The following is a 24,197-nucleotide window of genomic DNA, read 5'->3' as shown; positions in this document are numbered from 1 at the left end:
GGGGCGCGTTCTCTGCGACTGCTGCCGGCGCTCAGCGCACGACCTGGGCCAGCTCGCCGGCCTTGTAGCGCGCGGCCATCTTCTCCAGCGACACCGGCTTGATGCGGCTGGCCTGGCCGGCGCAGCCGAAGGCCTCGAAGCGCGCCTTGACGACCAGCTTGGCGGCTTCGCGCGCCGGCTTGAGGAATTCGCGCGGGTCGAACTTGGAGGGGTTCTCGACCAGGAACTTGCGCACCGCGCCGGTCATCGCCAGGCGGATGTCGGTGTCGATGTTGATCTTGCGCACGCCGTACTTGATGCCTTCGACGATCTCCTCGACCGGCACGCCGTAGGTTTCCTTCATGTCGCCGCCGTACTGGCGGATGATCTCCAGCAGCTCCTGCGGCACCGAGGACGAGCCGTGCATCACCAAGTGGGTGTTGGGGATGCGCGCGTGGATGGCCTTGATGCGGTCGATGGCGAGGATGTCGCCGGTGGGCTTGCGGCTGAACTTGTAGGCGCCGTGGCTGGTGCCGATGGCAATGGCCAGCGCGTCGCAGTCGGTCTGCTTGACGAAGTCGGCGGCCTGGTCGGGGTCGGTGAGCAGCGCGCTGTGGTCGAGCTTGCCTTCGGCGCCGATGCCGTCCTCTTCGCCGGCCATGCCGGTCTCCAGCGAACCCAGGCAGCCGAGCTCGGCTTCGACGGTGACGCCGATGGCGTGCGACAGCTTGACCACCTCGCGGCTCACCGCGACGTTGTACTCGTAGGAGGAGGGTGTCTTGCCGTCTTCCATCAGCGAGCCGTCCATCATCACGCTGGAGAAACCGGAGCGGATCGCCGCCATGCACACCGCGGGCGACTGGCCGTGGTCCTGGTGCATGACGATGGGGATGTTCGGATAGGCCTCGACGGCGGCGTCGATCAGGTGGCGCAGGAAGGCTTCACCCGCGTATTTGCGGGCACCTGCGGAGGCCTGCATGATGACCGGGCTGTCGGTTTCGGCGGCGGCTTCCATGATGGCCTGGACCTGCTCCAGGTTGTTCACGTTGAACGCCGGCAGGCCGTAGCTGTTTTCCGCGGCGTGGTCGAGAAGCTGTCGCATTGAAACGAGCGGCATGGTGTTCCTCCGAAGGGCGCCGGGCGGACCGGCATGAGCGTGTGAAAGACCGCCATTTTAGCCCGAGCGCGCGTGCCTTGCAGTGACTGCTTACCGGTGGACACAGCTCGCGGCGGGCAGCGATAAGGCGCTCAGCCTGGCAAGCGCGCTCCGTTGGAACGTAGGAGCGGGCTTGCCCGCGATGCGGCCTGCGGGGAAACGGACGCCGCAATCGCGGCCAAGGCCGCTCCTACACGAAGCGCGCCCGCAAAGTGCGCAATCGCCTGCCGGTGATGTGGCCCCTGCCCGGGTAGGAGCGGGCTTGCCCGCGATTGCTGCCTTGCAGGAGGCCATCGCCGCAATCGCGGCCAAGGCCGCTCCCACACGGGGTGCCCCGGCAGGGGTCGCCGGGAACGCGTCGCCACCTACTCCTGGCGCGGGGCGGGGTGGTCGCCGACGCGCACGATCTTCAGCGTGTTGGTGCCGCCCGCGGTGCCGATCGGTTCGCCGATGGTCAGCACGATCAGGTCGCCGTAGGTGACCACGCCCTGGTCGAGCAACAACTGCTCGGCCTCCCACAGCAGCACGTCGCGGTCGTGGTGCTGCTGGCTCATCAGCAGTGGATAGACCTCGCGGTACAGGGTCATCTGGTTGCGCGCGGCCACTTCCGGGGTGAGCGCGTAGATCGGCACGCCGCTGTTCAGGCGGCTCATCCACAGCGCGGTGGAGCCGGTCTGGGTGAGCGAGGCGATGGCCTTCACCTTGAGGTGGTAGGCGGTCCAGATCGCGGCCATGGCGATCGACTGGTCGATGCGGGTGAACACCTGGTCGAGCACCTCGCGGTCCAGCGTGACCTCGGCCGACTTCTCCGCTTCCAGGCACACCCGGCTCATGGCCTCGACCACCTCGACCGGGAACTGCCCGGAGGCGGTCTCGGCCGACAGCATCACCGCGTCGGTGCCGTCGAGCACCGCGTTGGCCACGTCGGAGACTTCGGCGCGGGTCGGCACCGGGCTGGTGATCATCGATTCCATCATCTGGGTGGCGGTGATGGTGAGCTTGTTGCGCTCGCGCGCGGCGCGGAGCATGCGCTTCTGCAGCGCGGGCACCGCGGCGTCGCCGACCTCCACCGCGAGGTCGCCGCGCGCCACCATGATGCCGTCGGAGGCTTCGAGGATTTCCTCCAGGTTGGCCACCGCCTCGGTGCGCTCGATCTTGGCGATCAGCAGCGCCTCGCCGCCGGCCGCGCGCATCAGCTGGCGGGCCATGTACATGTCGGCGGCGCTCTTGGGGAAGGATACGGCGAGGAAATCGACGCCGATCCTCGCCGCGGTGCGGATGTCGTCCATGTCCTTGGCGGTGAGCGCCGGCGCGGTCAGCCCGCCGCCCTGGCGGTTGATGCCCTTGTTGTTGGACAGTTCGCCGCCGACGCGCACCGAGGTATGGATCTCGTGACCCTGCACGCGCTCGACCGCCAGCTTGAGGCGCCCGTCGTCGAGCAGCAGGATGTCGCCCTGCTTTACATCTTTGGGCAAATCCTTGTAATCGAGGCCCACGCGCTCGGAATTTCCGAGCTCGCAGCGCGCGTCGAGGATGAAGGGCGCGTCTTTCTGCAGCGTGATCCGGCCGTCGGCAAACTTGCCGATGCGGATCTTGGGACCCTGCAGATCCGCCAGAATGCCCACCGGGCGGCGCGCTCGGGCCGATGCCTCGCGGATCGCCGCCGCGCGCGCGACGTGATCCTCCGCCGTGCCGTGGGAAAAGTTCATGCGCACCACGTCGATTCCGGCATGAACCATGCTTTCAAGAATCTCGGGGCTGGACGAGGCGGGACCCAGGGTGGCGACGATCTTGGTGTGACGCGGCATGCTGTCTCCTTGAATGATTCCGCGGCGGCCGGCGAGCGGGCCGTGCCGCGCGTGTGGCGCATCGCCCGATTCTAGCCGAGTGACCAGGGCACGGGGCGACCGATCCCCCGCGCCTGTCCTATGCTGCAAGCAAGTGGTGGGGAGAATGCGAATGGAAAGCGTGTCGGTAATCTTGCTGCTCGCTGCCGGAGTGGCCCTGCTCTGGCTGCTGTCGCGCATGCGCCTGGGGGGCATGGAGCCGGAGGAGATGCGGGAGCAGGCCGGCGAGCACCGGCCTTCCTTCCATGCGGTGGAGATCCGCACCCCCGACGGCGGTTGCGATACCGTGCGCTCGCTGAGGGGCAGACGCTTCCTGTCCGCCGAGGCGCCACCCATCCCCTTGCCCTCGTGCAGGCGCGACACCTGCGCCTGCTACTACGTGCACCACGAGGACCGGCGCTCCACCCAGCGGCGCAACCTGCAGGCCCAGGCGGCCTACGCCACCAACGGCAGCGTCACCGAGCGCCGGCGCAGCGTGGGGCGACGTGCGTCGGATCACATCCTGTTCGACGGCGGGCATTGAGCCCGCTCCCGCCGCTGAGCGGTTTCACACCGGCGAGCCGATACCTCGCTCCTGGAGGTCGGCAAGGTAGTCGTTGAGGTCGTCCGGGTGCAGGCCGAGTTCGCTGAGGACCTCGAGGCCGACGCGGTCCCAGTTGTAGTCGTGAATGCGCTGCGCGCGCAGGCGGGCGTGGTTGGCCAGGTGCAGGATGGCGACCAGGCTGCGCACCGCGCCGAGTTCGTCGCGCGGCACCACGTCGTGGTGCAGGATGGCCTGGGCGACGAACTCCGGCAGGTGCCAGTGGCGGGCCACCAGGTAGCCGATGCTGCAGTGGTCGACGTCGAAGCGCTGGTCTTCCTCGCGCAGGCTCGGGAAGTCCAGCCGTTCATCCAGCAGCAGGGTTTCGCAGTAGTCCGGAAAGCGCTGCATCAGCACCGGCACCCCGCACTCCAGGAACATGCCGGCCATGTAGGCCTGGTCGGCGAAGATGTTGCACACCGATACCCGCTCGTCGGCCACCAGGGCGGCCAGTTCGGCCAGCTCCCGGCTGCGCCGCCAGAACAGTTCGTAGGCCCGGCGGTTGGCGTCGCCGACGCTGGTGCTCAGCGCCACCGCGCGGGCGATGTTGAGCGTCTGGCCCACGCCGATGCGCATGATGGCCTGCTCCAGCGAGGCGGGCGGGCGGGTACCGCGCAGGGCCGGGCTGTGCACCACCTTGAAGATCATCGCGGCCAGGCCGGGGTCCCGGCCGATCACGGCGGCCACGCGGCGGGCATCGTAATCGTCGGTGGCCATCAGCTGGGCGAGGTCCAGCAGAACCTGCGGTTGGGGAGGAATGCGGATGCCGCGGGCGGCGGCGTCGGCCAGGCTGGCCTCGGAGGTGCGGGCGTTCATGGTCGGTCTCGCGACGTGGTTCGTGTTGCTGCGCACCATGGTGGGCCCGGATGCTCGCCGCGGCAAGTCGGCAAATCACCTACAGGGACACGGGAGACGGCCCCCGTGTCCCGCTCGCGTTCAGTCCTGGAAGCGCGCCTCCAGCGCGGCGATGGCCGGCAGGGTCTTGCCTTCCAGGAACTCCAGGAAGGCGCCGCCGCCGGTGGAGATGTAGCCCACGTCGTCGGCGATGTGGAACTTGGCGATCGCCGCCAGGGTGTCGCCGCCGCCGGCGATGGAGAAGGCTTCCGAGTGGGCGATGGCCGAGGCCATCATCTTGGTGCCGCCGGCGAACTGGGCGTGCTCGAAAACGCCCACCGGGCCGTTCCACACGATGGTGCCGGCGTGCGCGATGATGTCGGCGAGCTTGGCCGAGGACTTCGGGCCGAAGTCGAGGATGCGGTCGTGCGGGCCGACCTCGTCCACCGAAATGCGGTTGGCGCGCGCCAGCGCGGAGACCTCGTCGGCCACCACCACGTCCACCGGCAGCGGCACCTCGGCGCCGCGCGCCTTCATGATGTCCATCACCTGCTGGGCCTCGCGCACCATCTCCGGTTCGGCCAACGATTCGCCGATGCGCTTGCCGGCGGCCAGCAGGAAGGTGTTGGCGATGCCGCCGCCGACGATGAGCTGGTCGACCTTGTCGGCCAGGGTCTTGAGGATGGTGAGCTTGGTGGATACCTTGGCGCCGCCGACGATGGCCACCAGCGGACGCTTCGGCTCGTGCAGGGCCTTGGAGAGCGCGTCGATCTCGGCGCCCATCAGCATGCCGGCGCAGGCCACCGGGGCGAAGCGGGCGATGCCGTGGGTGGTGGCCTCGGCGCGGTGGGCGGTGCCGAAGGCGTCATTGACGTAGATGTCGCACAGCGCGGCCATCTTCTTCGCCAGTTCCTCGTTGTCCTTCTTCTCGCCCTTGTTGCAGCGGCAGTTCTCCAGCAGCACCACCTGGCCGGGTTCGACGGTGAAGCCGCCGTCCACCCAGTCGGAGACCAGCTTGACCGGCTTGTTGAGCAGCTGGCCGAGGCGCACCGCGACCGGCGCCAGGGTGTCGTCCGGGCCCACGGTGCCTTCGGTGGGGCGGCCGAGGTGGGAGGTCACCATGACCGCGGCGCCGTTGTCCAGGCAGTACTGGATGGACGGGATGGAGGCGCGGATGCGGGTGTCCTCGGTGATGTTGCCGGCCTCGTCCTGCGGGACGTTGAGGTCGGCGCGGATGAACACCTTTTTGCCGCGCACGTCGAGATCGGCGAGTTTCTTCACTTGCATGACAGTCTCCAGGGTTTCGGTTCAGTCGGATGTCGTTGCGGTATGCGGGTGGGCGCGGCGCGCCTGCCAGTGGTGCAGGGTGTCGACCATGCGGCTGGCGAAGCCCCATTCGTTGTCGAACCACAGCAGGGTGCTGGCCAGGTGGGCGCCGCTGGCGCGGGTCTGGCTGGTGTCGACGATGGCCGAATGGGGGTCGTGGTTGAAATCGATCGAGGCGTGCGGGTCGTCGGACCAGGCGAGCAGGCCGGGGAAACGGCTCTCGGCGGCCTCGCGCAGCACCGCGTTGAGCGTGTCCACGCTCATCTCGCGGCGGGTGGTCAGGGCGATGTCGATGGCCGAGACGTTGTGGGTGGGCACGCGGATGGCCTTGGCGGTGACCCTGCCGGCCAGTGCCGGCAGCAGGCGTTCGATGCCGCGCGCCAGTCCGGTGGACACCGGGATGATGGACTGCATGGCCGAGCGCGTGCGGCGCAGGTCGGTGTGGTGGTAGCCGTCGATCAGCGGCTGGTCGTTCATTACCGAGTGCAGCGTGGTGAGCAGCGCGTGCTCCAGGCCGAAGGCCTCATCCACCACGGTGAGCACCGGCACCGCGGCGTTGGTGGTACAGGAGGCGTTGGAGACGATGCGCTCGGCACCGGTGAGCGCATCCTGGTTGATGCCGTACACCACGGTGGCGTCCACGTCCTCGGCGCTGTGGCCGGGGTGGGAGAGCAGCACGCGCGGCGCGCCGGCCTTGAGGAAGCGTTCCAGCTCGATGCGCCGGCCGTAGCGCCCCGAGCATTCGATGACCACGTCGAGGTTCATCGCCGCCCAGTCGACCGCCTCCGGGCTCTCCGCATGGGTCACGGTGACCGGCTCGCCGTCGATGATCAGGCCGGTGTCGGTGGTTTCCACCTTGCCCGGAAAGCGCCCGTGGGTGGAGTCGAAGCGGGTGAGGTAGGCGATGGAGGCCAGATCGGCGGGCTCGTTGATCGCCACCACGCGGTAGTGTTCGCGCCAGGGCGATTCGTGCAGCGCACGCAGGAAACAGCGGCCGATGCGGCCGTAGCCGTTGATCGCGAGTCGAACCGGGGTGGAGGCGGAGCTGGTCACGGTATGGCCGGGTTATGGACCGGTAGTGGGGCCGGGAAAGCCGCGTATTTTAGCGTGTTAGCGCGCCGCCGTCCGGGCGACGCACGTCGAGCGGCAGACAAGGAAAAGCCCGCCGGGCCGGGGCCGGGCGGGCTGTCGCGGGGACGGTGCCGATTACTTGGCGGCCATCCAGGCGCGGGCGGCATCCAGCATGCGGCAGGAGTAGCCCCACTCGTTGTCGTACCAGGCCAGCACCTTCACCAGGGTGGAGCCGTCCTCGCCCTGGATGACGCGGGTCTGGGTGGCGTCGAAGGTGGAGGACACCGTGGTGTGGTTGAAGTCGGAGGACACCAGCGGCTCGTTGTTCACCGCCAGGATGCCCTTCAGCGGACCGTTGGCGGCAGCGGCCATCAGCTCGTTGATCTCTTCCTTGGTGGTGGCACGCTCGGCGGTGAAGGTGAGGTCCACCAGCGAGACGTTGATGGTCGGCACGCGCAGCGCGAAGCCGTCCACCTTGCCCTTGAGCTGCGGCAGCACCAGGCCGACGGCCTTGGCGGCGCCGGTCTTGGTCGGGATGATGTTGGCGGCGGCGGCACGCGCGCGGCGCAGGTCCTTGTGGCGCACGTCCACGGTGACCTGGTCGTTGGTGTAGGCGTGGATGGTGGTCATCAGGCCCTGCTTGATGCCGACGCTGTCGGCCAGGATCTTGGCCACCGGCGCCAGGCAGTTGGTGGTGCACGAGGCGTTGGAGACCACGCTCATGCCGGCCTGCAGCGCGCCTTCATTGACGCCCATGACGATGGTGGTATCCACGTCGTCGCCGCCCGGGGCGGAGATCAGCACACGCTTGGCGCCCTGTTCCAGCAGCGCGGCGGCCTTGGCCTTGGTGGTGTAGGCGCCGGTGCATTCCAGCAGCACATCCACGCCGTGCGCACCCCAGTTCACGCCCTTGGGGTCCTTGGTGGAGTAGAAGGGGATCTTCTTGCCGTCGATGATGATGACGTTCTCGCCTTCGGTTTCCACCGAAGTCGCGAAGCGGCCGTGGGTGGTGTCGTACTTCAGCAGGTGGGCGTTGGTGGCCAGATCGCCGGAGGCGTTGATGGCGACGACCTCGAACTCGTTCTGCAGGCCCTGCTCGTAAATGGCGCGCAGGGTGCAGCGGCCGATGCGGCCGAAACCGTTGATGGCAACCTTGATGGACATGGGGTTCTCTCCTCGTTACGAATCTGTCTGTCGGTCGTGCGCCTTAAAGCACGCCCTTGACCGCATCGACCACCGCCTCCGCGGTGATGCCGAATTCCTTGAACAGCTCGCCGGCCGGGGCGGACTCGCCGAAGCGGTCCAGGCCGATGACGCGGCCTTCCAGGCCGACGTACTTGTACCAGCCGTCGGTCACGCCGGCTTCCACCGCCACGCGCGGCAGACCGGCCGGCAGCACGGAAGCCTTCCAGGTCGCATCCTGGCGCTCGAAGACGTTGGTCGAGGGCATGGACACCACGCGCACCGCGATGCCGGCTTCACCCAAGGTCTTCTGCGCGGCCATCGCCAGCGCGACTTCCGAGCCGGTGGCGATGATCACCGCCTGCGGCTTGCCGCCCGAGGCTTCCGACAGCACGTAGCCGCCACGGCGGATCGCCGCGACCTGCTCGGCCGTGCGCGCCTGGAAGGGCAGGTTCTGGCGCGAGAAGCACAGGCTGCTGGGTCCGTCCTTGCGCTCGATGGCGCTGGCCCAGGCCACGGCCGACTCGGTGGTGTCGCAGGGACGCCAGACGTCCATGTTGGGGATCATGCGCAGCGTGGCGGTCTGCTCCACCGGCTGGTGGGTGGGGCCGTCCTCGCCCAGGCCGATGGAGTCGTGGGTGAACACGAACACCTGGCGCGCCTTCATCAGCGCGGCCATGCGCAGGGCGTTGCGCGCGTACTCGCTGAACATCAGGAAGGTGGCGGTGTAGGGGATCAGGCCGCCATGCAGGCTGATGCCGTTGGCGATCGCGGCCATGCCGAACTCGCGCACGCCGTAGTACACGTAGTTGCCGCCGCTCTCGCGCGAGACGCCCTTGGCACCCGACCACAGGGTGAGGTTGGAGCCGGCAAGGTCGGCCGAGCCGCCGATCAGCTCGGGCAGCTTGGGCGCGTAGGCTTCGATGCTGTTCTGGCTGGCCTTGCGGGTGGCGATGGTCTCGGCCTTGTCGACGACCTTGGCGAGCACCGCGTCCACATGGGCGTTCCAGTCGGCGGGCAGCTCGCCGGCCATGCGGCGCTGGAATTCGGCGGCCAGTTCCGGGAAGGCGGCGCGGTAGGCGTCGAAGCGGGCGTTCCAGTCGCGTTCGGCAGCGGCGCCTTGCTCGCGTGCGTTCCAGGCGGCATAGACCTCCGCCGGGATCTCGAAGGGGGCGTGCTTCCAGCCGATGTGCGCGCGCGCCGCGGCGATCTCGGCCGCGCCCAGCGGGGCGCCGTGCACGTCGTGGCCGCCCTGCTTGTTGGGGCTGCCGGCACCGATCACGGTCTTGCAGCAGATCAGCGTGGGCTGGGTGGTGTTGGCCAGCGCCTGCTGGATGGCTGCTTCGATTTCGACCGGGTCGTGGCCCTGCACGTCGCGGATCACCTGCCAGCCGTAGGCTTCGAAGCGCTTCGGGGTGTCGTCGGTGAACCAGCCGTCGACGTGGCCGTCGATGGAGATGTTGTTGTCGTCGTAGAAAGCGGTGAGCTTGCCCAGGCCCCAGGTGCCGGCCAGCGAACAGGCTTCGTGGCTGATGCCTTCCATCAGGCAGCCGTCGCCGAGGAATACCCAGGTGCGGTGGTCGACGATCTCATGGCCGGGGCGGTTGAACTCGGCGGCCAGCACCTTCTCGGCCAGCGCCATGCCCACCGCATTGGTGATGCCCTGGCCGAGCGGGCCGGTGGTGGTTTCCACACCCGGGGTGTAGCCGTATTCCGGGTGGCCCGGGGTCTTGCTGTGCAGCTGGCGGAAGCGCTTGATTTCCTCGATCGGCAGATCGTAGCCGGTGAGGTGCAGCAGCGCGTAGATCAGCATCGAGCCGTGGCCGTTGGAGAGCACGAAGCGGTCGCGGTCGGCCCACTTGGGGTTGGCCGGGTTGTGCTTGAGGTGGCGGCGCCACAGCACTTCGGCGATCTCGGCCATGCCCATCGGGGCGCCGGGGTGGCCGGAATTGGCCTGCTGCACGGCGTCCATGGCCAGCGCGCGGATGGCGCCGGTGATCTCGTTGAACACCGGGGCCTTGACGTTTCTGGAAAGCGACATGGTTTCCTCGGAAAGCCGCCGGCAGCGGCTGGAAAAAACCGGAATTATCGCCGAAAAACCGCCTTTCTTGGTAGCGCTTGATGCGCTGCATCAAAGAGGATGACGCCCGCTTTCGGGTTCGCCTGTAGGAGCGGCCTTGGCCGCGATGCGGCGGAGGTTTCACAACGGCCGCATCGCGGGCAAGCCCGCTCCTACCGCCCTGTCAATCGCCGTGGCCGGTTCTCTGCAGGCAGGAGCGGCCTTGGCCGCGATTGCGGCGGTGGTTTCCCGCAGGCTGAATTGCTGCCAAGGCCTCCTACACCCACTGGCGGCGGCGTTCCATCAGCTTCCAGATCAGCGGGGTGAGGATCAGCTGCATCGCCAGGTCGAGCCGCCCGCCGGGAATCACGATGGTGTTGGCGCGGCTCATGAAGGCGCCGTCGATCATCGTCAGCAGGTAGGGAAAATCCACCCCGCGCGGGTCCTTGAAGCGGATCACCACCATGGACTCTTCCAGCGTGGGCACGTCGCGCGCGATGAAGGGGTTGGAGGTGTCCACCACCGGCACGCGCTGGAAGTTGATATGGGTGCGGGAGAACTGCGGCACGATGTAGTGCACGTAGTCGTGCATGCGGCGCAGGATGGTGTCCTGCACCGCTTCCTTGGAGTAGCCGCGCAGCTTGGTGTCGCGGTGCAGCTTCTGGATCCACTCCAGGTTGATGGTCGGCACCACGCCGATCAGCAGGTCCACATGGCGGGCGACGTCCACCTCCTCGGTCTGCACCGCGCCGTGCAGGCCCTCGTAGAACAGGCAGTCGGTGCCCACCGGCAGGTCTTCCCACTCGGTGAAGGTGCCCATCGGCAGATTGCGCCGCATCGACTGTTCTTCGTTGTGGATGTAGTAGCGGCGGCGGCCGGTGGCCGACTCGCCATAGGCGCGGAACAGGGTTTCGAGGTCGTCGAACAGGTTGGCTTCCGGGCCGAAGTGGCTGATGCCGCGCTCGCCGCGCGCCTCGGCCTCGTCGATGTGCCGTTTCATCTCGTCGCGGGTGTAGCGGTGGAAGCTGTCGCCTTCGACGATGGCGGCGTTGACGTTCTCGCGGTGGAAGATGGCCTCGAAGGTGTGCTTGACCGTAGTCGTGCCCGCGCCGGAGGAGCCGGTGACCGCGATGATGGGGTGTTTCAGCGACATGGCGTGCTCCGCGGGGCCGTGCTCAAGTGCCTGCGGCCCGTTCGGCCTGAAGTTCGGTGAACACCCGCTTGGCGGCGACCACCAGGACGTGCACTTCCTCGAAGGAGAGCTCCGGGTAGTTCTCCCTCAGCACGCGGTAGGCCAGATGGTCCAGGGTGGCATTGCCCCAGCGGTTCTCCTTGGCGAAGAAGGGCGTGATCAGCTCGTAGGCGTCGTCGAAGATTTCCCGGACGTGGTGATACTTGCGGCGCTCGGGGCTGGTGGTGGGAGTGTCCATGAGCAGACTCGAATATTGGATGTCCGGCGAATGATAGCGCGGGGACGGGGCTCAGGAGTGTGCAGTGAGCCAGGCCCGCCATTCGGCGAACAGTCCGGGGCTGCCGGCGGCAATGACTCCGCGCTTGACGGCCGGGCCGGCCATCAGCGTGCCGCCGTCCAGCGCCGCGGCTTCGCCCCCCGCTTCCGCCAGGATCAGGCGGCCGGCGGCGTAGTCCCACAGCATCTGGCCGCCGTGCAGGTAGACATCCAGCCGCCCGGCGGCGACGAAGCACCATTCGAGCGCGCTGGAGCCGAAGTTGCGCTGCGAGTAGTAGGGCGGGCGCACCGCGAGCTCGTCACCCAGGTGATGGCTGATGCGCTTGAAATCCACGCCGGCGACCGCGTCGCGCAAGCTGGTGGCGGCCGGGCGCAGCGGCAGTTCCACGCCGTTGAGGAAGGCGCCCGCGCCCTTGGCGGCGTAGAAGGACTCGTCGGTCACCGGGTTGTACACCACGCCGAAGCGCGGTTCGTGCTCCACCAGATAGGCGATCGACACCGCGAAGAAGGGGATGCCGTTGGCGAAGTTGGTGGTGCCGTCGATCGGGTCGATGCACCACATGCCGCGCTTGCCTTCGGACCACAGGCGGGCCTGGGCTTCCGGGGTCATCTCCTCGCCGAGCACCGGGCCGGGCAGCAGTTCGGGCAGCGCGGCGGTGAAGCGGCGTTGCGACTCGACATCCGCCTCGGTGAACAGCGAACCGTCGGCCTTGCGATTGCGTGCGGACTTGAGATAGCGCGGCAGGATTTCGTCGCGCGCGATGTCGCGCACCAGGGATTCCAGGGCGCGGGCGCGGGCGAGGCGTTGTGCGGCTGTCGGCATGTCAGGGGTGTCCTGTACCGGAAGGAGGCGCCGGTGGGGCGGAAAGGGTGCAGTCGATGCGCGCCGGGCGGGTGGCCGGTGGCATTGATATCCGCATGGGTATTACGCGGTCCTTATAATAGCACGATGATTTCGCGCTTCTTTTTCCCCGAAAGGCTGCCTGCGGGCGGCGAAGTGGTGCTGCCCGAGGCACTGGCCCATCATGCCGCCCGCGTGCTCCGGCTGCAGGACGGCGACGCTGTGATCCTGTTCGACGGCAGCGGCGGCGAAGTGCCGGCCCGGCTGGCGGTGTCCGGGCGGCGTTGGTCGGCATGGCTGGACGCGCCGTGCGCGGTCGAACGCGAGTCGCCGCTGGAGTTGGTGCTGGTGCAGGCCCTGGCCAGCGGCGACAAGATGGACTGGGTGGTGCAGAAATCGACCGAGCTGGGCGTGGCCGCGGTGCTGCCGGTGGCCGCTGCGCGCTCGGTGCTGCGCCTGGCGGGCGAGCGCGCGGACAAGCGGGTGGCGCACTGGCGGCAGGTGGCGGTGTCCGCCTGCGAGCAGTGTGGCCGCAACCGCATCCCCGAAGTCGCGCCGGTCGCCAGCCTCGACGCCTACCTGACCGCCTCGCGCGGCGTGCGCAAGCTGATCCTCGCGCCGGTGGCGGGAAAGGCGCTGCGCGACATCGCCCCGCCGGCCCGCGATGAAGCCGTGCACCTGCTGGTGGGGCCGGAAGGCGGCTGGAGCGAGGACGAAGTGGCGGCCTGCCTGCGGGCGGGCGCCGAAGCGCTCAGCCTGGGGCCGCGGGTGCTGCGTACCGAAACCGCTGGCCTGGCGGCGCTGGCCGCCATGCAGGCGCTGTGGGGCGACTACTGAGCCGCCGCCGGCATCGATCGATCACTACAACGAAGAAAAAGGGAGCTAAGGCATGTTCGAGTCCGCGGAACTGGGGCACAAGACCGACAAGGCGGAGTACGAGGCCGCGGTACCGCCGCTGCGTGCGGAACTGCTCGATGCGCAGTTCGACCTGCTGGAGCTCAAGCAGTTTGCGGTGGTGGTGCTGATCAACGGCATCGACGGCGCCGGCAAGGGCGAGACGGTGAACCTGCTCAACGAATGGATGGACCCGCGCCACATCGAGGCCTGGGCCTTCGACGCGCCCTCGTCCGAGGAGGCCGAGCGCCCCTTCATGTGGCGTTTCTGGCGGGCGCTGCCGCCCAAGGGCAAGATCGGCGTGCTGTTCGGCAACTGGTATTCCGAATCCATCCATGCCCGGGTGCACAAGATCTGCAAGCGTGCGGAGCTGGACCAGCGCCTGGATGCGATCAGCCGCTTCGAGGCCATGCTGGTGCATGAGGGCGTGCTGCTGATCAAGCTGTGGTTCCACCTCTCCAAGTCGGGGCAGAAGGCCAGGCTGAAGGCGCTGGAGAAGAACCCCAAGACGCGCTGGCGGGTTACCGAGCGCGACTGGAAGTACTACGAGCTGTATGACCGCTACCGGGAGACCGCCGAACACGTGCTGCGCCATACCAGCACCGGGGACGCCCCCTGGCTGATCGTGGACGGCTCCGACGAGCGCTTCCGCTCGCTGCTGGTCGGTCGCACCTTGCTCGACGCCTTGCGCAAGCGCATCGAGTCGGTACAGAAAGGCTGGGTGCCGCGCCAGATTGCCGCGCCCCTGCCGCCCTCGCTGGATAACCTGAACCTGCTCAACAGCCTGGTACTGAGCCAGGAGATGAGCAAGAAGGAATACAACGAGCTGCTGGAGGAGTACCAGGGGCGGCTTGCGCTGCTGTGCCGTTCCGAGGCCTTTCGCAAGCGCTCGCTGGTGCTGGTGTTCGAAGGCGCCGACGCAGCCGGCAAGGGCGGGGCGATCCGGCGCATCACCGCGGCACTCGATGCGCGCAGCTTCCGCGTCGTGCCGGTGGCTGCGCCGACCGAGGAGGAGCGCGCCCAGCCCTACCTGTGGCGCTTCTGGCGGCATGTGCCGCGCCAGGGCAAGGTCACCATCTTCGACCGCTCGTGGTACGGGCGGGTGCTGGTCGAGCGGGTCGAGGGTTTCTGCTCGGAGGCCGACTGGATGCGCGCCTATGCCGAGATCAACGACTTCGAGGACCAGCTGATCGATGCCGGCGCGGTGGTGGTGAAGTTCTGGCTGGCGATCAGCGCCGATGAGCAGCTGGCGCGCTTCAAGGCGCGCGAGGCCGAACCGCACAAGCGCTTCAAGATCACCGAGGAAGACTGGCGCAACCGCGACAAGTCCGGCGAGTACGCCCAGGCGGTGTGCGACATGGTCGACCGCACCAGCACCGAGAATGCCCCGTGGACGCTGGTCGAGGCGGACAACAAGCTGTATGCCCGCATCAAGATCCTGCGCACCCTGTGCGAGCGGCTGGAGGCGGCGCTGGGCTGATGCGCGGTGCATGTGGCGCCCGGCCGGACGATTTGTCGTGCATGGGGCGCTAGAATAAGCTTGCAGCCAGGATGACGGCCGCCGCAGGCCTGCGGCGGCCCGTTTGATATCACGCCAACCTGTGGTGAGCGCTTGAACGCCGAACTTCCCCAACCCGCCGGACTGTCCGCCGAGGCGGTCGACAGCACCGCCAGCTTCGTCGCCTGGGTACGCGGCGCGGCGCCCTATATCCATGCCTTTCGCGGCAAGACCTTCGTCATCGCCTTCGGCGGCGAGGTGGCCAGCGGTGACTCCGCCCAGCGCCTGGCCTACGACTGCAACCTGCTCGCCGCCCTGGGCATCCGCCTGGTGCTGGTGCATGGCGCGCGCCCGCAGATCGATGCGGAGTGCGTGCGCCGCGGGCTGGAGCCGCGCTTCCACAACGGCCTGAGGGTCACGGATGCGGCGACGCTGGAGTGCGTCAAGGCCGCCATGGCGGTGACCCGCATCGAGGTCGAGGCGCTGCTCTCCCAAGGCCTGCCGAACACCCCGATGGCCGGCAGCTACATGCGCGTCACCGGCGGCAACTTCATCACCGCGCGCCCGGTGGGCGTGGTCGACGGCGTCGACTATCAATACACCGGCGCGGTGCGCAAGATCATCGCCGAGGAGATCAACGCCGACCTCGACCAGCAGAACGTGGTGCTGATCTCCCCGCTGGGCGTGTCGCCGGCCGGCGAGATCTTCAACCTGTGCATGGAGGAGGTCGCCGAAACCGTCGCAGTCGCGCTGAAGGCCGAGAAGCTGATCTACCTGTGCGACGCCCCCGGCCTGCTCGATGCCGACGGCCGGCTGATCGACTCGGTGACCGCAGACGAGGCCGAACGCATGCTGGAGGCGGGCGAGGGGCTTACCGAGGACCTGCACCTGTTCCTGCCCTGCGCCCTGCGAGCGGTGCGCCGCGGGGTGGCCCGCGCCCACCTGATCGATCGCGACAAGGACGGCGGCCTGCTGCTGGAGTTCTTCACCCATTCCGGGGTCGGCACGGTGGTGTCGCGCGCGCCGCTGTTCCGCCTGCGCGAGGCCACGGTCGAGGACGTCGCCGCACTGGTGGCGCTGATCACCCCGATGGAAACCGACGGCACCCTGGTGCGGCGCGGTCGCGAATTGCTGGAGCAGGAGATCGAGCGCTTCACCGTGGTCGAGCACGACGGCGTGCTGGTCGGCTGCGCCGCGCTCTATCCCTTCTCCGAGGAAAACGCCGCGGAACTCGCCTGCCTGGCGGTGACCCCGGAATACCGTCGCGCCGGGCTGGGCGACCAGCTGCTGCGCCGCATCGAGCGGCGCGCGCGCGCCCAGCGCCTGGAGCGCCTGTTCGTGCTCACCACGCGCACCGCGCACTGGTTCCGCGAGCGCGGGTTCAACGAGATCGGTCCCGAGGCGCTGCCGCGCCAGAAGCGCGAGCTGTACAACTACCAGCGGCGCTCCAAGGTGTTCGTCAAGCCGCTATGAACATCGCCCGCCCCTTTCTGAACCGGAATGCCTCGGGCTGCCGGGCCGGGAGGGGCAGATGAGCGGGCGCTTGCGGGGTGTCGTGCTGTCGGTGCTCGCGGCGGCCGGTGCGACGCTGGTGTCGGGTGCGGCAGCGCTGGGCGGCAGCGTCCTGGGCGCGGATGCCTGGCCGGGCATCACCGCCGCCGCGCTGGTTGCCGGCCTGTTTGGCGGCACGACGGCCTATGTCTGGCTGGGAGCACGCGGGGGCGGGGGCCTGCCCTCGTCCGCCAAGCCGGGAGATCCGGGTGAATCGGGGCTGCTCGCCACGCATGCCGCACACGGTCCGGCGATTCGCGGACGGCTGACCGGCGTAGACAGCGATGCGGTCGCCGAGCTGCGCAGGCTGCGCGAAGTGGCGGAGGGCGTGCACGGCGTGGAAGCGCTGTTCGACGCCGATCTGCGCCTCGAATGGATCAGCCCGTCCATCCAGCGTCTGACTGGGCGCACCCCCGGAGAATGCCTGGCCGCCGAGCGCTTCGTCGATTTCCTGGTGCACGACTCGGATCGCCGGTACTGCCTGCGCACCATGCAGAAGGTGCTGGCGCGCGGGCAGGGCGAGGACTTCGAGATGCGCTTCGTTCAGGAAGGGGGACAGGTGTGCTGGGTCGCCTGCCACTGGCGCCCCTTGTACCTGGAAGACGGCACGGTGGGCGGCTTGCGCATGTCCGCAGAGGACATCCAGGGGCGCAAGGAGGCCGAGTACAAGCTGCTGGAGACCGTGGCGCAGCTGCGCCGGGCGCAGGCGCTGTCCGAGAACTATCTGATGCGCAGCAACGACGAGCGTCAGCGCCTGTCCGCGCTGCTCAACGTGATCCGGCTGGGCATCCTGTTCATGGATCGCGACCATCGGGTGCTGTACTACAACCGTGCAATGCTCGACATCTGGCAACTGCCGGTCCACGAGAACCTGATCGGCGTGCGCGATGTGGTGCTGGAGAGCCGCGTGGTCGGCCTGCTCGAGTCGCCGGAAGCCTACTTTTCCCATATCCGCGAGGTGGTCGGGCGGCACGAGATCAGCGACCCCTTCGAGATCCGCCTCAAGGACGGCAGGGTGCTGACCGACGTGTCGGCGGTGGTGGAGGACGGCAGCCAGGGGCGGCGCGGCATCGGCCGCGTGTGGATCTACGAGGACGTCACCGAGCAGCGCAACACCGCGCGCAAGCTGGTGGCCATGGCCGAGCGCGACCCGTTGACCAATCTGTACAACCGGCGGCGTTTCCACGAGGAGCTCGAGCGCCTGCTCGCCGACGCGGCGCGCCGCGAGGTGAAGGTGGGCCTGCTGGCGATCGACCTCGACGGTTTCAAGCCGATCAATGACGAGTTCGGCCACCAGGCCGGCGACGAGGTGCTGGTGACGCTGGCGCGCGAGGTGGGCGGCATCATCCGCCGCAACGAGCTGTTCTTCCGCCTGGGCGGCGATGAGTTCGGCGTGCTTGCACCGGATGCCGACGAGGAAGACCTGATCGGTCTGGCGAGGCGCATCGTCGAAGGCATCGGCGCCCTGCGTTTCGAGTTCGGAGGCCGGCCCGCCAGCCTGACCGCCAGCCTGGGCATCGCCTTCTACCCGGATCATGCCACCGACGGCGAAGCGCTGATTGCCGCCGCCGACCATGCCATGTACCGCTCCAAGAACAGCGGGCGCAATTGCTGGAGCGTTGCCGAAAGGGCAGGAGGCGAATCCGCTAGAATGTCCACCTCAGGACGTGATGAACCCCAAACAGGAGAACAGTGAAGATGGCCCGGATGGTCAACTGCATCAAGCTCGGTCGCGAGGCGGAAGGGCTGGACCTGCCGCCGATTCCCGGCGAACTCGGCAAGCGGATCTACGAGAGCGTCTCCAAGGAGGCCTGGCAGCAGTGGGTCAAGTACCAGACCATGCTGATCAACGAGAACCGCCTCAACCTGATGGACGCCAAGGCGCGCAAGTACCTGGCCGAGCAGATGGAGAAGCATTTCTTCGGCGGCGGCGCGGATCAGATCGGCGGCTATGTGCCGCCTGCGAGCTGAGCCGGGCGGCAGGTCGATGAAAAAAGGGATGGCAGTGCCATCCCTTTTTCTTTGGACGTGGAGCGTGCCGCCCCCGGTGTCAGCTGCCTGACCTGGCCCTGTCCTTGGCGGCTTCCTGCTCGATCACTTCGGTTCCCGCGTAGCGCACGTCGCGGCCGTGGGCCATGTAGATCACGTACTCGGAGATGTTCACCGCGTGGTCGCCGATGCGCTCCAGCGACTTGGCGATGAACAGGGTCTCCAGGCTGTTCGAGATGGTGCGCGGGTCTTCCATCATGTAGGTGATCAACTGGCGGGTCACCGCCTCGAAGCAGGCGTCGACCTCCTCGTCCTTGTGCGCGATCTCGGGCGCCAGGGTGACGTCGCCACGGGCGAAGCTGTCCAGCGCCTTGCGCAGCATGTCCTGGGCCAGTGCGGCCGGATGGCTGAGGTCGACCTTGGGCGAATAGGGCAGGTCGCCCGAGTGCAGGCGGCGCGCCGCCTTGGCGACCTTCTTGGCCTCGTCGCCGATGCGCTCCAGGTCGGTGACCGTCTTCATCGCGCCGAGCACTGCGCGCAGGTCGCCGGCGGCCGGCTGGCGCTTGGCGATCAACTGGCTGCAGGCCTCGTCGATCTCCACTTCCAGCAGGTTGATGCGGTGGTCGCCGGCGATGACCTTCTCGATCAGCGCCTTGTCGGCGGTGCGCAGCCCGGTGAAGGCGTTGCTCACCTGGCTTTCCACCAGGCCGCCCATCTGCAGCACCCCGGTGCGGATCGCTTCGAGGTCGGCGTCAAACTGCTTGTAGATGTGCTCGGTCATTTTGGGCATGGGAGTATCCGTAACCGCTGCAGGCTAGCATTCGTGCGTTAAGGTTTTGTTTCAGCCGCGCTCGTGGCGCTGTACCCCGCCGGGGGCGGCGAGCAGCAGCACGTCGGCGCCGCGGCGGGCGAACAGGCCGTTGGTGACCACGCCGACGATCTGGTTGATCGCGCTCTCGAAGGCCTGCGGGTCGTCGATGGCCAGGCCATGCACGTCCAGGATCAGGTTGCCGTTGTCGGTGACGAAGCCCTCGCGAAGCTTGGGCGTGCCGCCCAGCGCGGCGAGCTCGCGGGCCACGTGGCGCACGGCCATCGGGATGACCTCCACCGGCAGCGGGAAGCGGCCCAGGGTGGCGACCTTCTTGCTGGCGTCGCAGATGCACACGAAACGCTCGGACACCGCGGCGACGATCTTCTCGCGCGTCAGCGCGCCGCCGCCGCCCTTGATCATCGCGAAGCCGCCGTCGATCTCGTCGGCGCCGTCCACGTACACCGGCAGGCTGTCCACCTCGGTGAGCTCAACCAGCGGAATGCCGTAGGCGCGCATCCGCGCCGAACTGGCCTCCGAGCTGGACACCGCACCGGCAATGCGCGACTTGATGCCGGCCAGGCCGTCGATGAAGTGGTTGACGGTCGAGCCGGTGCCTACGCCGATCACCGCGCCGTCGGGTACATAGTCGAGCGCGGCGAGCGCGGCGGCTTTCTTGAGTTCGTCCTGGGTCATTGCCTTGGGTCCTGCGGGGAGAGGGCTGGCGTGCCAGCCGCTGGAATGGTTGCGGAGCGGGGCATTATTACCATAAATCCGCGTTTCGTCGTGCCGAAGGCGGCCGCGCTTGGCCGTATACTTCGGCGCCATGACAACTAGCCTGCATTTCTCGCACCATCCCTGCTGCGGGTGCCGATACGCTCGCCGTGGCACGCCGTACTCGCTTACGCCGCCTCGACCTAGGGTCGGCTACGCCTTCGGCGTCGCCCGGTCCGTGCGGCGCACCACAGCGGCGCCCCGCCCCCCTCGCTACGGGACGCTGTGAGAAATGCGGTCTAGATCCGTCCACCAGGCCGCGCTGGACGTGCTGATGCGCGTCGAGCCGGATGACAAGTGCCGCGCCACCGATGCGCTGCTCGCCGACTGGCGCGCGGGCGTGTTGCCTGCGGTGCCGGCCGGCAACGATACCGAGGCGGTGCGGGAGGCCGGCCGGCCGCCACGCCCGGAACTGGTTCCGCCGCAACAGGTGCCGCTGCGCAAGGCCGGCTCGGTGGAAGGCCACGCCGCGTTGCTGCACGCGATCGCGCATATCGAGTTCAATGCGATCAACCTGGCGCTCGATTGCGTGCACCGTTTCCGCGCGCTGCCGGCCGACTTCCACGACGGCTGGCTGGTGGTGGCGGCCGAGGAGGCCTATCACTTCCGCCTGGTGCGCGAGCGTCTGCGCTCGCTGGGTTTCGACTATGGCGATTTTCCGGCGCACAACGGCCTGTGGGAGATGGCCTGCAAGACCGCGGACGATCCGCTTGCGCGCATGGCGCTGGTGCCACGGGTGCTGGAAGCCCGCGGGCTCGACGCCACCCCGCCCATCATGGCCAAGCTGCGGGCCATCGGCGACCGTGACAGCGTGGCGGTGCTGGAGATCATCCTGCGCGACGAGATCGGCCACGTGGCGCTGGGCGACCGCTGGTTTCGCATCCTGTGCGCCGAGCGCGGGCTGGAGCCGGAGGCGACCTACCTGAAGCTGATCGACGCGTTCGACGCGCCACGGCCGCGGCCGCCCCTGCACGTCGAGGCGCGGCGCGCGGCCGGTTTCAGCGAGGCGGAACTGGCGGGCTTTGGCGCGAAGGCTCCTTCAGTCACCCGTCCGCAATAGCGGTCCTGGCCGCGCTGGGGCGGTTCGACGCCCCCGTGACGGCCATCGCCGGCAGCCCCTCTCTTACAGGTTGCCGTAGGAGTGCAGGCCCGACAGGAACATGTTCACGCCGAGGAAGGCGAAGGTGGTGACCAGCAGTCCGACCACCGCCCACCAGGCGAGCATCGTGCCGCGCAGGCCCTTGGTCAGGCGCATGTGCAGCCAGGCCGCATAGTTCAGCCAGACGATCAACGCCCAGGTCTCCTTCGGGTCCCACTGCCAGTAGGTGCCCCAGGCCTCGGCCGCCCACAGCGCGCCGAGGATGGTGGCGATGGTGAAGAAGGCGAAGCCGATGGCGATGGCCTTGTACATCACGTCTTCCAGCACGCGCGGGGCGGGCAGGCGGGAGGCGAGTATGCCGCGCTCGACCAGCAGGTGCGCCACGCCGACCATGGCCGCCAGCGCGAAGGCGCCGTAGCCGACGAAGTTGGTCGGCACGTGCACCTTCATCCAGTAGGACTGCAGCGCGGGAATCAGCGGCTGGATCTCGTGGGCGCCGCGCGAGAATGCGTACCATAGCAGGAAGGCCACCGCCGCGGAGATCACCACCATGACGAAGGCGCCCATGCGGCGGGTGTTGTAGCGCAGCTCGTAGTAGAGGTAGAGCAGGGCGGTGATCAGGCTGAAGAGGACGAAGACCTCGTACAGGTTGCTGATCGGGATGTGGCCGATCTCGGGGCCGACCAGGTAGGACTCGTACCAGCGCACGAACAGGCCGGCCGTACCCATCGTGGTGCCGATCCAGGTGAGCGTGGAGCCGGTCTTCTCGCCGAAGTCCGAGCGCGCCAGCAGGCCCAGCCAGTAGGCGCCGGTGGCCATGAAGTACAGCGCGCTCATCCACATGATCGCGGTCTGGCTGGAGATCAGGTACTTGAGCAGGAAAACCTGCTCGGCGCGCGCCAGGTCGTCCTGGTAGAGCCAGATGCTGGCCAGCGACAGTACCGCGACCGCCGCCAGGAAACCGCGGAAGGGCTTCCAGTACCAGCCGATGGCGATCAGCACGGGTACGTGCAGCACGAGGATGATGTCGTCGTAGACATCCATGAAGGCGCTGTAGTGCGCCAGTGCGATGCCGGCACCGACGACCAGCGCCAGCGCGTAGAGCCAGTCGAAGAGATCGCGGTTGCGGAGCACGCCGGACGGTGTCCGGACGGTTTGTGCGAGTTCCATCAGTGTCCTCGTTGGGTGGCATCGACGGCGCCGGCCGCCGGGTCGAGCAGGGTGCGCAGTGCGCTGGCGTGGCGCTCGAAGGTCTCGTCGACGTCGATCGCCTTGCGGTTGGACGACATCGTCACGAGTCCGTTTCCATCTTGCTTGAGCAGCACGAAGAGGCGCCGCTCGCGGATGTAGAGCATGGCAAAAACGCCGAGCACGAGCAACAGCGAACCGATATATACCAATGGCTTGCCGGGCGAACGGGTGACCTGCAGCACCGTGGCCTGCACCTGTTCGTAGCCGGTCAGCTGCATGTACAGCGGCGCGTCGTAGAACAGGCTGTCGGACAGCGCGGCCATGGTGTCGCGCAGGTAGGCGGCGCGCGATTCGTCGATGGTGACCGGCGCCATCCCCGCCTGCTCGCGCGCCAGTTGCCAGGCCTCCCATACCAGGCTCTGGAGGATGCGGACGAACACCTCGGCGGCGCGCTCGCGCTCGGCCTCGGGCACGCCTTTCTCGATGAAGGTGCCGATGCTCTCGTAGCCGCGTTCGCCGAACAGGGTCAGCGTGTTGATGGCGGTTTCGACCAGGCGCGCGCGGGTGTCCGCGGCCTGCCCGCTCTCGCCCAGGCTGGCCGTCGCGAAGCGTGCGGCGAGCGTCTCGCGCCGCTCCGGATCGAAGACGATGTCGCGGATGGCGAACCAGGTGTCGATCTGGCCGTCCTCGTCCACCGGCAGGCGCAGGAAGCGGAAGGCTTCGGCCTGCGAGGCGCGGGTGCCGGTGTACATGTACCAGCGCCCGTCCACCTGGATCGGCAGCATGTAGTTCTTGTATTCGCGCGCCTGGCCGGCCTCGTCGCGCAGCTTGAAGGTGAAGCTCGGGCCGATGTTACGCAGGTCGCGGCCGTCGTCGCTGGGGCGGGCGCCGCTGCCCAGGTGGCGGGTGAACTGCTCGACACCTTTGCCGGGCTGGTCGCCCTCGCCCATTTCTTCGACGTTGAACGGTGTGAAGCCGGTCAGCTCCAGCGCATAGCTGAAGCGCGGGTGGTTGAGTTGCAGGGTCTCGCCCACCCGACCCTCGATCTCGAGCACCGGCAAGGGGGTGCCGGTGAGCATGTTGCGTCCGGCGATCTTCAGCAGGGAGCCGCCGTCGTCGAAGCTGGCCTGGTACATCAGCACGCCGCGGTACTCGAGCGGATGGTTCACCTCGATGGTGTGCTCGAAGGATTCGCCGCTGGCGTCGTCGGTGACCACGATGTCGCTGGCGAAGCGCTTGGGCATGCCGTTCTCGTAGTGGTCGATGTGGAACTTCTTCAGCGACACGCTGAAGGGCAGCTCCTGCAGCAGGATGCCGTCTTCCACGCTGAGCACCGCGACGTTGGCCGAGCGCCCTTCCGGGATGAACACGTTGCCGCGATAGCTCCAGTTGTCCTCGCCCAGGCGGGCGGACTCGGGGATATCGACGATGAGCTGGTTGCCGGTGGTGGTCTGCTTGTCGCCCAGCCACATCTGCATCTTCAGCGGCAGGTTGCCGTCGAGCAGGCCGCCGATGCAGATCAGCACGATCGCGCCGTGCGCGAGGAAGTAGCCGCTGCGTCCCGCGCTGCCCTGCTTGGCGGCGATCAGCACGCCGTCAGAACGCTCGTTGACCCGCGCCTTGAAGCCGTTCTGCGCCAGGTAGCTGCCCACGCGGGCCTGTCCCTCGCCGGTCGGCAGTCCGCCGGGCAGATCGGCCTGATGGGCGAACTGTCGCAGCGAGACCTCCCGCGCATGCTCGCGGAAGCTGCGCATCTCGCGCAGCATCGGAGCGGTCTGGCGCATGATGCACAGGCTGGTGGAGATCACCAGGAAAGCCAGGATCACCAGGAACCAGCCCGCGTTGTACACCGCGTACAGGCCGAGCTTCTCGAAGATCGGGAACCAGAACGGGCCGAACTGGTTGAGATAGGCGTTGAAGGGTTCGTTCTGCTTGACCACGGTGCCGATCACCGAGGCGATCGCCAGCACGGTGAGCAGGCTGATGGCGAAGCGCATCGAACTCAGCAGTTCGAACAGCGCCTTGGAAGTGCTGCGTTGCATCCTGGTCC

Annotated in this window: 21 protein-coding genes; 7 read left to right on the top strand and 14 right to left on the bottom strand. The window is 68.0% G+C overall.

Features of this window, described 5'->3' with window-relative positions:
- Positions 1 to 31: 31 nt before the first annotated feature.
- Entirely contained in the window at positions 32 to 1,096 is a 1,065-nt protein-coding gene (fba, locus tag IAI53_RS18010) for a class II fructose-bisphosphate aldolase (protein ID WP_187719610.1), read from the bottom strand.
- Positions 1,097 to 1,500: 404 nt separating this feature from the next.
- Positions 1,501 to 2,943, bottom strand: coding sequence for a pyruvate kinase (gene pyk / locus IAI53_RS18005; protein ID WP_187719609.1), 1,443 nt, complete (start codon positions 2,941 to 2,943; stop codon positions 1,501 to 1,503).
- 151 nt (positions 2,944 to 3,094) lie between these two features.
- Here pyk and IAI53_RS18000 point away from each other — a divergent pair, with 151 nt between their 5' ends.
- A complete protein-coding gene (locus tag IAI53_RS18000) occupies positions 3,095 to 3,505 on the top strand; it encodes a hypothetical protein (RefSeq protein WP_187719608.1) in 411 nt (136 codons plus the stop codon).
- A 24-nt stretch (positions 3,506 to 3,529) separates the two neighbouring features.
- Here the strand turns inward: IAI53_RS18000 and IAI53_RS17995 are convergent, their stop codons facing one another.
- From IAI53_RS17995 to IAI53_RS17960, 8 genes are all read right to left on the bottom strand, one after another.
- Positions 3,530 to 4,378: an HDOD domain-containing protein gene (locus IAI53_RS17995; protein ID WP_187719607.1), complete on the bottom strand. Its 849-nt coding sequence runs from the start codon at positions 4,376 to 4,378 to the stop codon at positions 3,530 to 3,532.
- A 120-nt stretch (positions 4,379 to 4,498) separates the two neighbouring features.
- On the bottom strand, positions 4,499 to 5,683 hold the full coding sequence (locus IAI53_RS17990; RefSeq protein WP_187719606.1) for a phosphoglycerate kinase: 1,185 nt from the start codon (positions 5,681 to 5,683) through the stop codon (positions 4,499 to 4,501).
- Positions 5,684 to 5,704: 21 nt separating this feature from the next.
- Entirely contained in the window at positions 5,705 to 6,775 is a 1,071-nt protein-coding gene (locus tag IAI53_RS17985; RefSeq protein ID WP_187719605.1) for a type I glyceraldehyde-3-phosphate dehydrogenase, read from the bottom strand.
- Positions 6,776 to 6,928: 153 nt separating this feature from the next.
- On the bottom strand, positions 6,929 to 7,957 hold the full coding sequence (gene gap / locus IAI53_RS17980; protein WP_187719604.1) for a type I glyceraldehyde-3-phosphate dehydrogenase: 1,029 nt from the start codon (positions 7,955 to 7,957) through the stop codon (positions 6,929 to 6,931).
- Positions 7,958 to 8,000: 43 nt separating this feature from the next.
- A complete protein-coding gene (tkt, locus tag IAI53_RS17975; RefSeq protein ID WP_187719603.1) occupies positions 8,001 to 10,016 on the bottom strand; it encodes a transketolase in 2,016 nt (671 codons plus the stop codon).
- Positions 10,017 to 10,311: 295 nt separating this feature from the next.
- Entirely contained in the window at positions 10,312 to 11,187 is an 876-nt protein-coding gene (locus tag IAI53_RS17970) for a phosphoribulokinase (protein ID WP_187719602.1), read from the bottom strand.
- Positions 11,188 to 11,209: 22 nt separating this feature from the next.
- Complete coding sequence (locus IAI53_RS17965) at positions 11,210 to 11,464, bottom strand: hypothetical protein (protein WP_187719601.1); 255 nt, start codon at positions 11,462 to 11,464, stop codon at positions 11,210 to 11,212.
- Positions 11,465 to 11,515: 51 nt separating this feature from the next.
- Positions 11,516 to 12,325, bottom strand: a complete 810-nt coding sequence (locus IAI53_RS17960; protein WP_187719600.1) for an inositol monophosphatase family protein — start codon at positions 12,323 to 12,325, stop codon at positions 11,516 to 11,518.
- 126 nt (positions 12,326 to 12,451) lie between these two features.
- Between IAI53_RS17960 and IAI53_RS17955 the strand changes: the two genes are divergently transcribed.
- From IAI53_RS17955 to IAI53_RS17935, 5 genes are all read left to right on the top strand, one after another.
- On the top strand, positions 12,452 to 13,180 hold the full coding sequence (locus tag IAI53_RS17955) for a 16S rRNA (uracil(1498)-N(3))-methyltransferase (RefSeq protein ID WP_187719599.1): 729 nt from the start codon (positions 12,452 to 12,454) through the stop codon (positions 13,178 to 13,180).
- Positions 13,181 to 13,232: 52 nt separating this feature from the next.
- A complete protein-coding gene (gene pap, locus IAI53_RS17950) occupies positions 13,233 to 14,717 on the top strand; it encodes a polyphosphate:AMP phosphotransferase (RefSeq protein WP_187719598.1) in 1,485 nt (494 codons plus the stop codon).
- Positions 14,718 to 14,849: 132 nt separating this feature from the next.
- Positions 14,850 to 16,208 (top strand): amino-acid N-acetyltransferase, encoded by a 1,359-nt coding sequence (gene argA, locus IAI53_RS17945; RefSeq protein WP_187719597.1) that lies wholly within the window; start codon positions 14,850 to 14,852, stop codon positions 16,206 to 16,208.
- A 58-nt stretch (positions 16,209 to 16,266) separates the two neighbouring features.
- Complete coding sequence (locus IAI53_RS17940; protein WP_187719596.1) at positions 16,267 to 17,982, top strand: sensor domain-containing diguanylate cyclase; 1,716 nt, start codon at positions 16,267 to 16,269, stop codon at positions 17,980 to 17,982.
- A gap of 2 nt (positions 17,983 to 17,984) precedes the next feature.
- Positions 17,985 to 18,257 (top strand): oxidative damage protection protein, encoded by a 273-nt coding sequence (locus IAI53_RS17935; RefSeq protein ID WP_187719595.1) that lies wholly within the window; start codon positions 17,985 to 17,987, stop codon positions 18,255 to 18,257.
- A 79-nt stretch (positions 18,258 to 18,336) separates the two neighbouring features.
- On the opposite strand, the gene phoU is transcribed toward IAI53_RS17935, so the two are convergent.
- Together phoU and rpiA are read right to left on the bottom strand one after the other, a co-directional pair.
- Entirely contained in the window at positions 18,337 to 19,056 is a 720-nt protein-coding gene (gene phoU, locus IAI53_RS17930; protein WP_187719691.1) for a phosphate signaling complex protein PhoU, read from the bottom strand.
- A 60-nt stretch (positions 19,057 to 19,116) separates the two neighbouring features.
- Positions 19,117 to 19,779 (bottom strand): ribose-5-phosphate isomerase RpiA, encoded by a 663-nt coding sequence (rpiA, locus tag IAI53_RS17925; protein ID WP_187719594.1) that lies wholly within the window; start codon positions 19,777 to 19,779, stop codon positions 19,117 to 19,119.
- 310 nt (positions 19,780 to 20,089) lie between these two features.
- On the opposite strand from rpiA, the gene IAI53_RS17920 reads away from it, so the two are divergent.
- Positions 20,090 to 20,917 carry a ferritin-like domain-containing protein gene (locus tag IAI53_RS17920; RefSeq protein WP_187719593.1) on the top strand — a complete coding sequence of 276 codons (828 nt, stop codon included), beginning with the start codon at positions 20,090 to 20,092 and terminating at the stop codon, positions 20,915 to 20,917.
- A 63-nt stretch (positions 20,918 to 20,980) separates the two neighbouring features.
- On the opposite strand, the gene ccsB is transcribed toward IAI53_RS17920, so the two are convergent.
- Together ccsB and IAI53_RS17910 are read right to left on the bottom strand one after the other, a co-directional pair.
- On the bottom strand, positions 20,981 to 22,126 hold the full coding sequence (gene ccsB, locus IAI53_RS17915) for a c-type cytochrome biogenesis protein CcsB (RefSeq protein ID WP_187719592.1): 1,146 nt from the start codon (positions 22,124 to 22,126) through the stop codon (positions 20,981 to 20,983).
- Positions 22,126 to 24,189, bottom strand: a complete 2,064-nt coding sequence (locus tag IAI53_RS17910; RefSeq protein WP_187719591.1) for a cytochrome c biogenesis protein ResB — start codon at positions 24,187 to 24,189, stop codon at positions 22,126 to 22,128. Before IAI53_RS17910 ends, ccsB begins: the two co-directional genes overlap by 1 nt.
- Positions 24,190 to 24,197 lie beyond the last annotated feature (8 nt).

The organism is Thauera sedimentorum (assembly GCF_014489115.1).
In the GTDB taxonomy this organism is placed as follows: domain Bacteria; phylum Pseudomonadota; class Gammaproteobacteria; order Burkholderiales; family Rhodocyclaceae; genus Pseudothauera; species Pseudothauera sedimentorum.
This window is presented reverse-complemented; position numbering and strand designations above follow the sequence as displayed.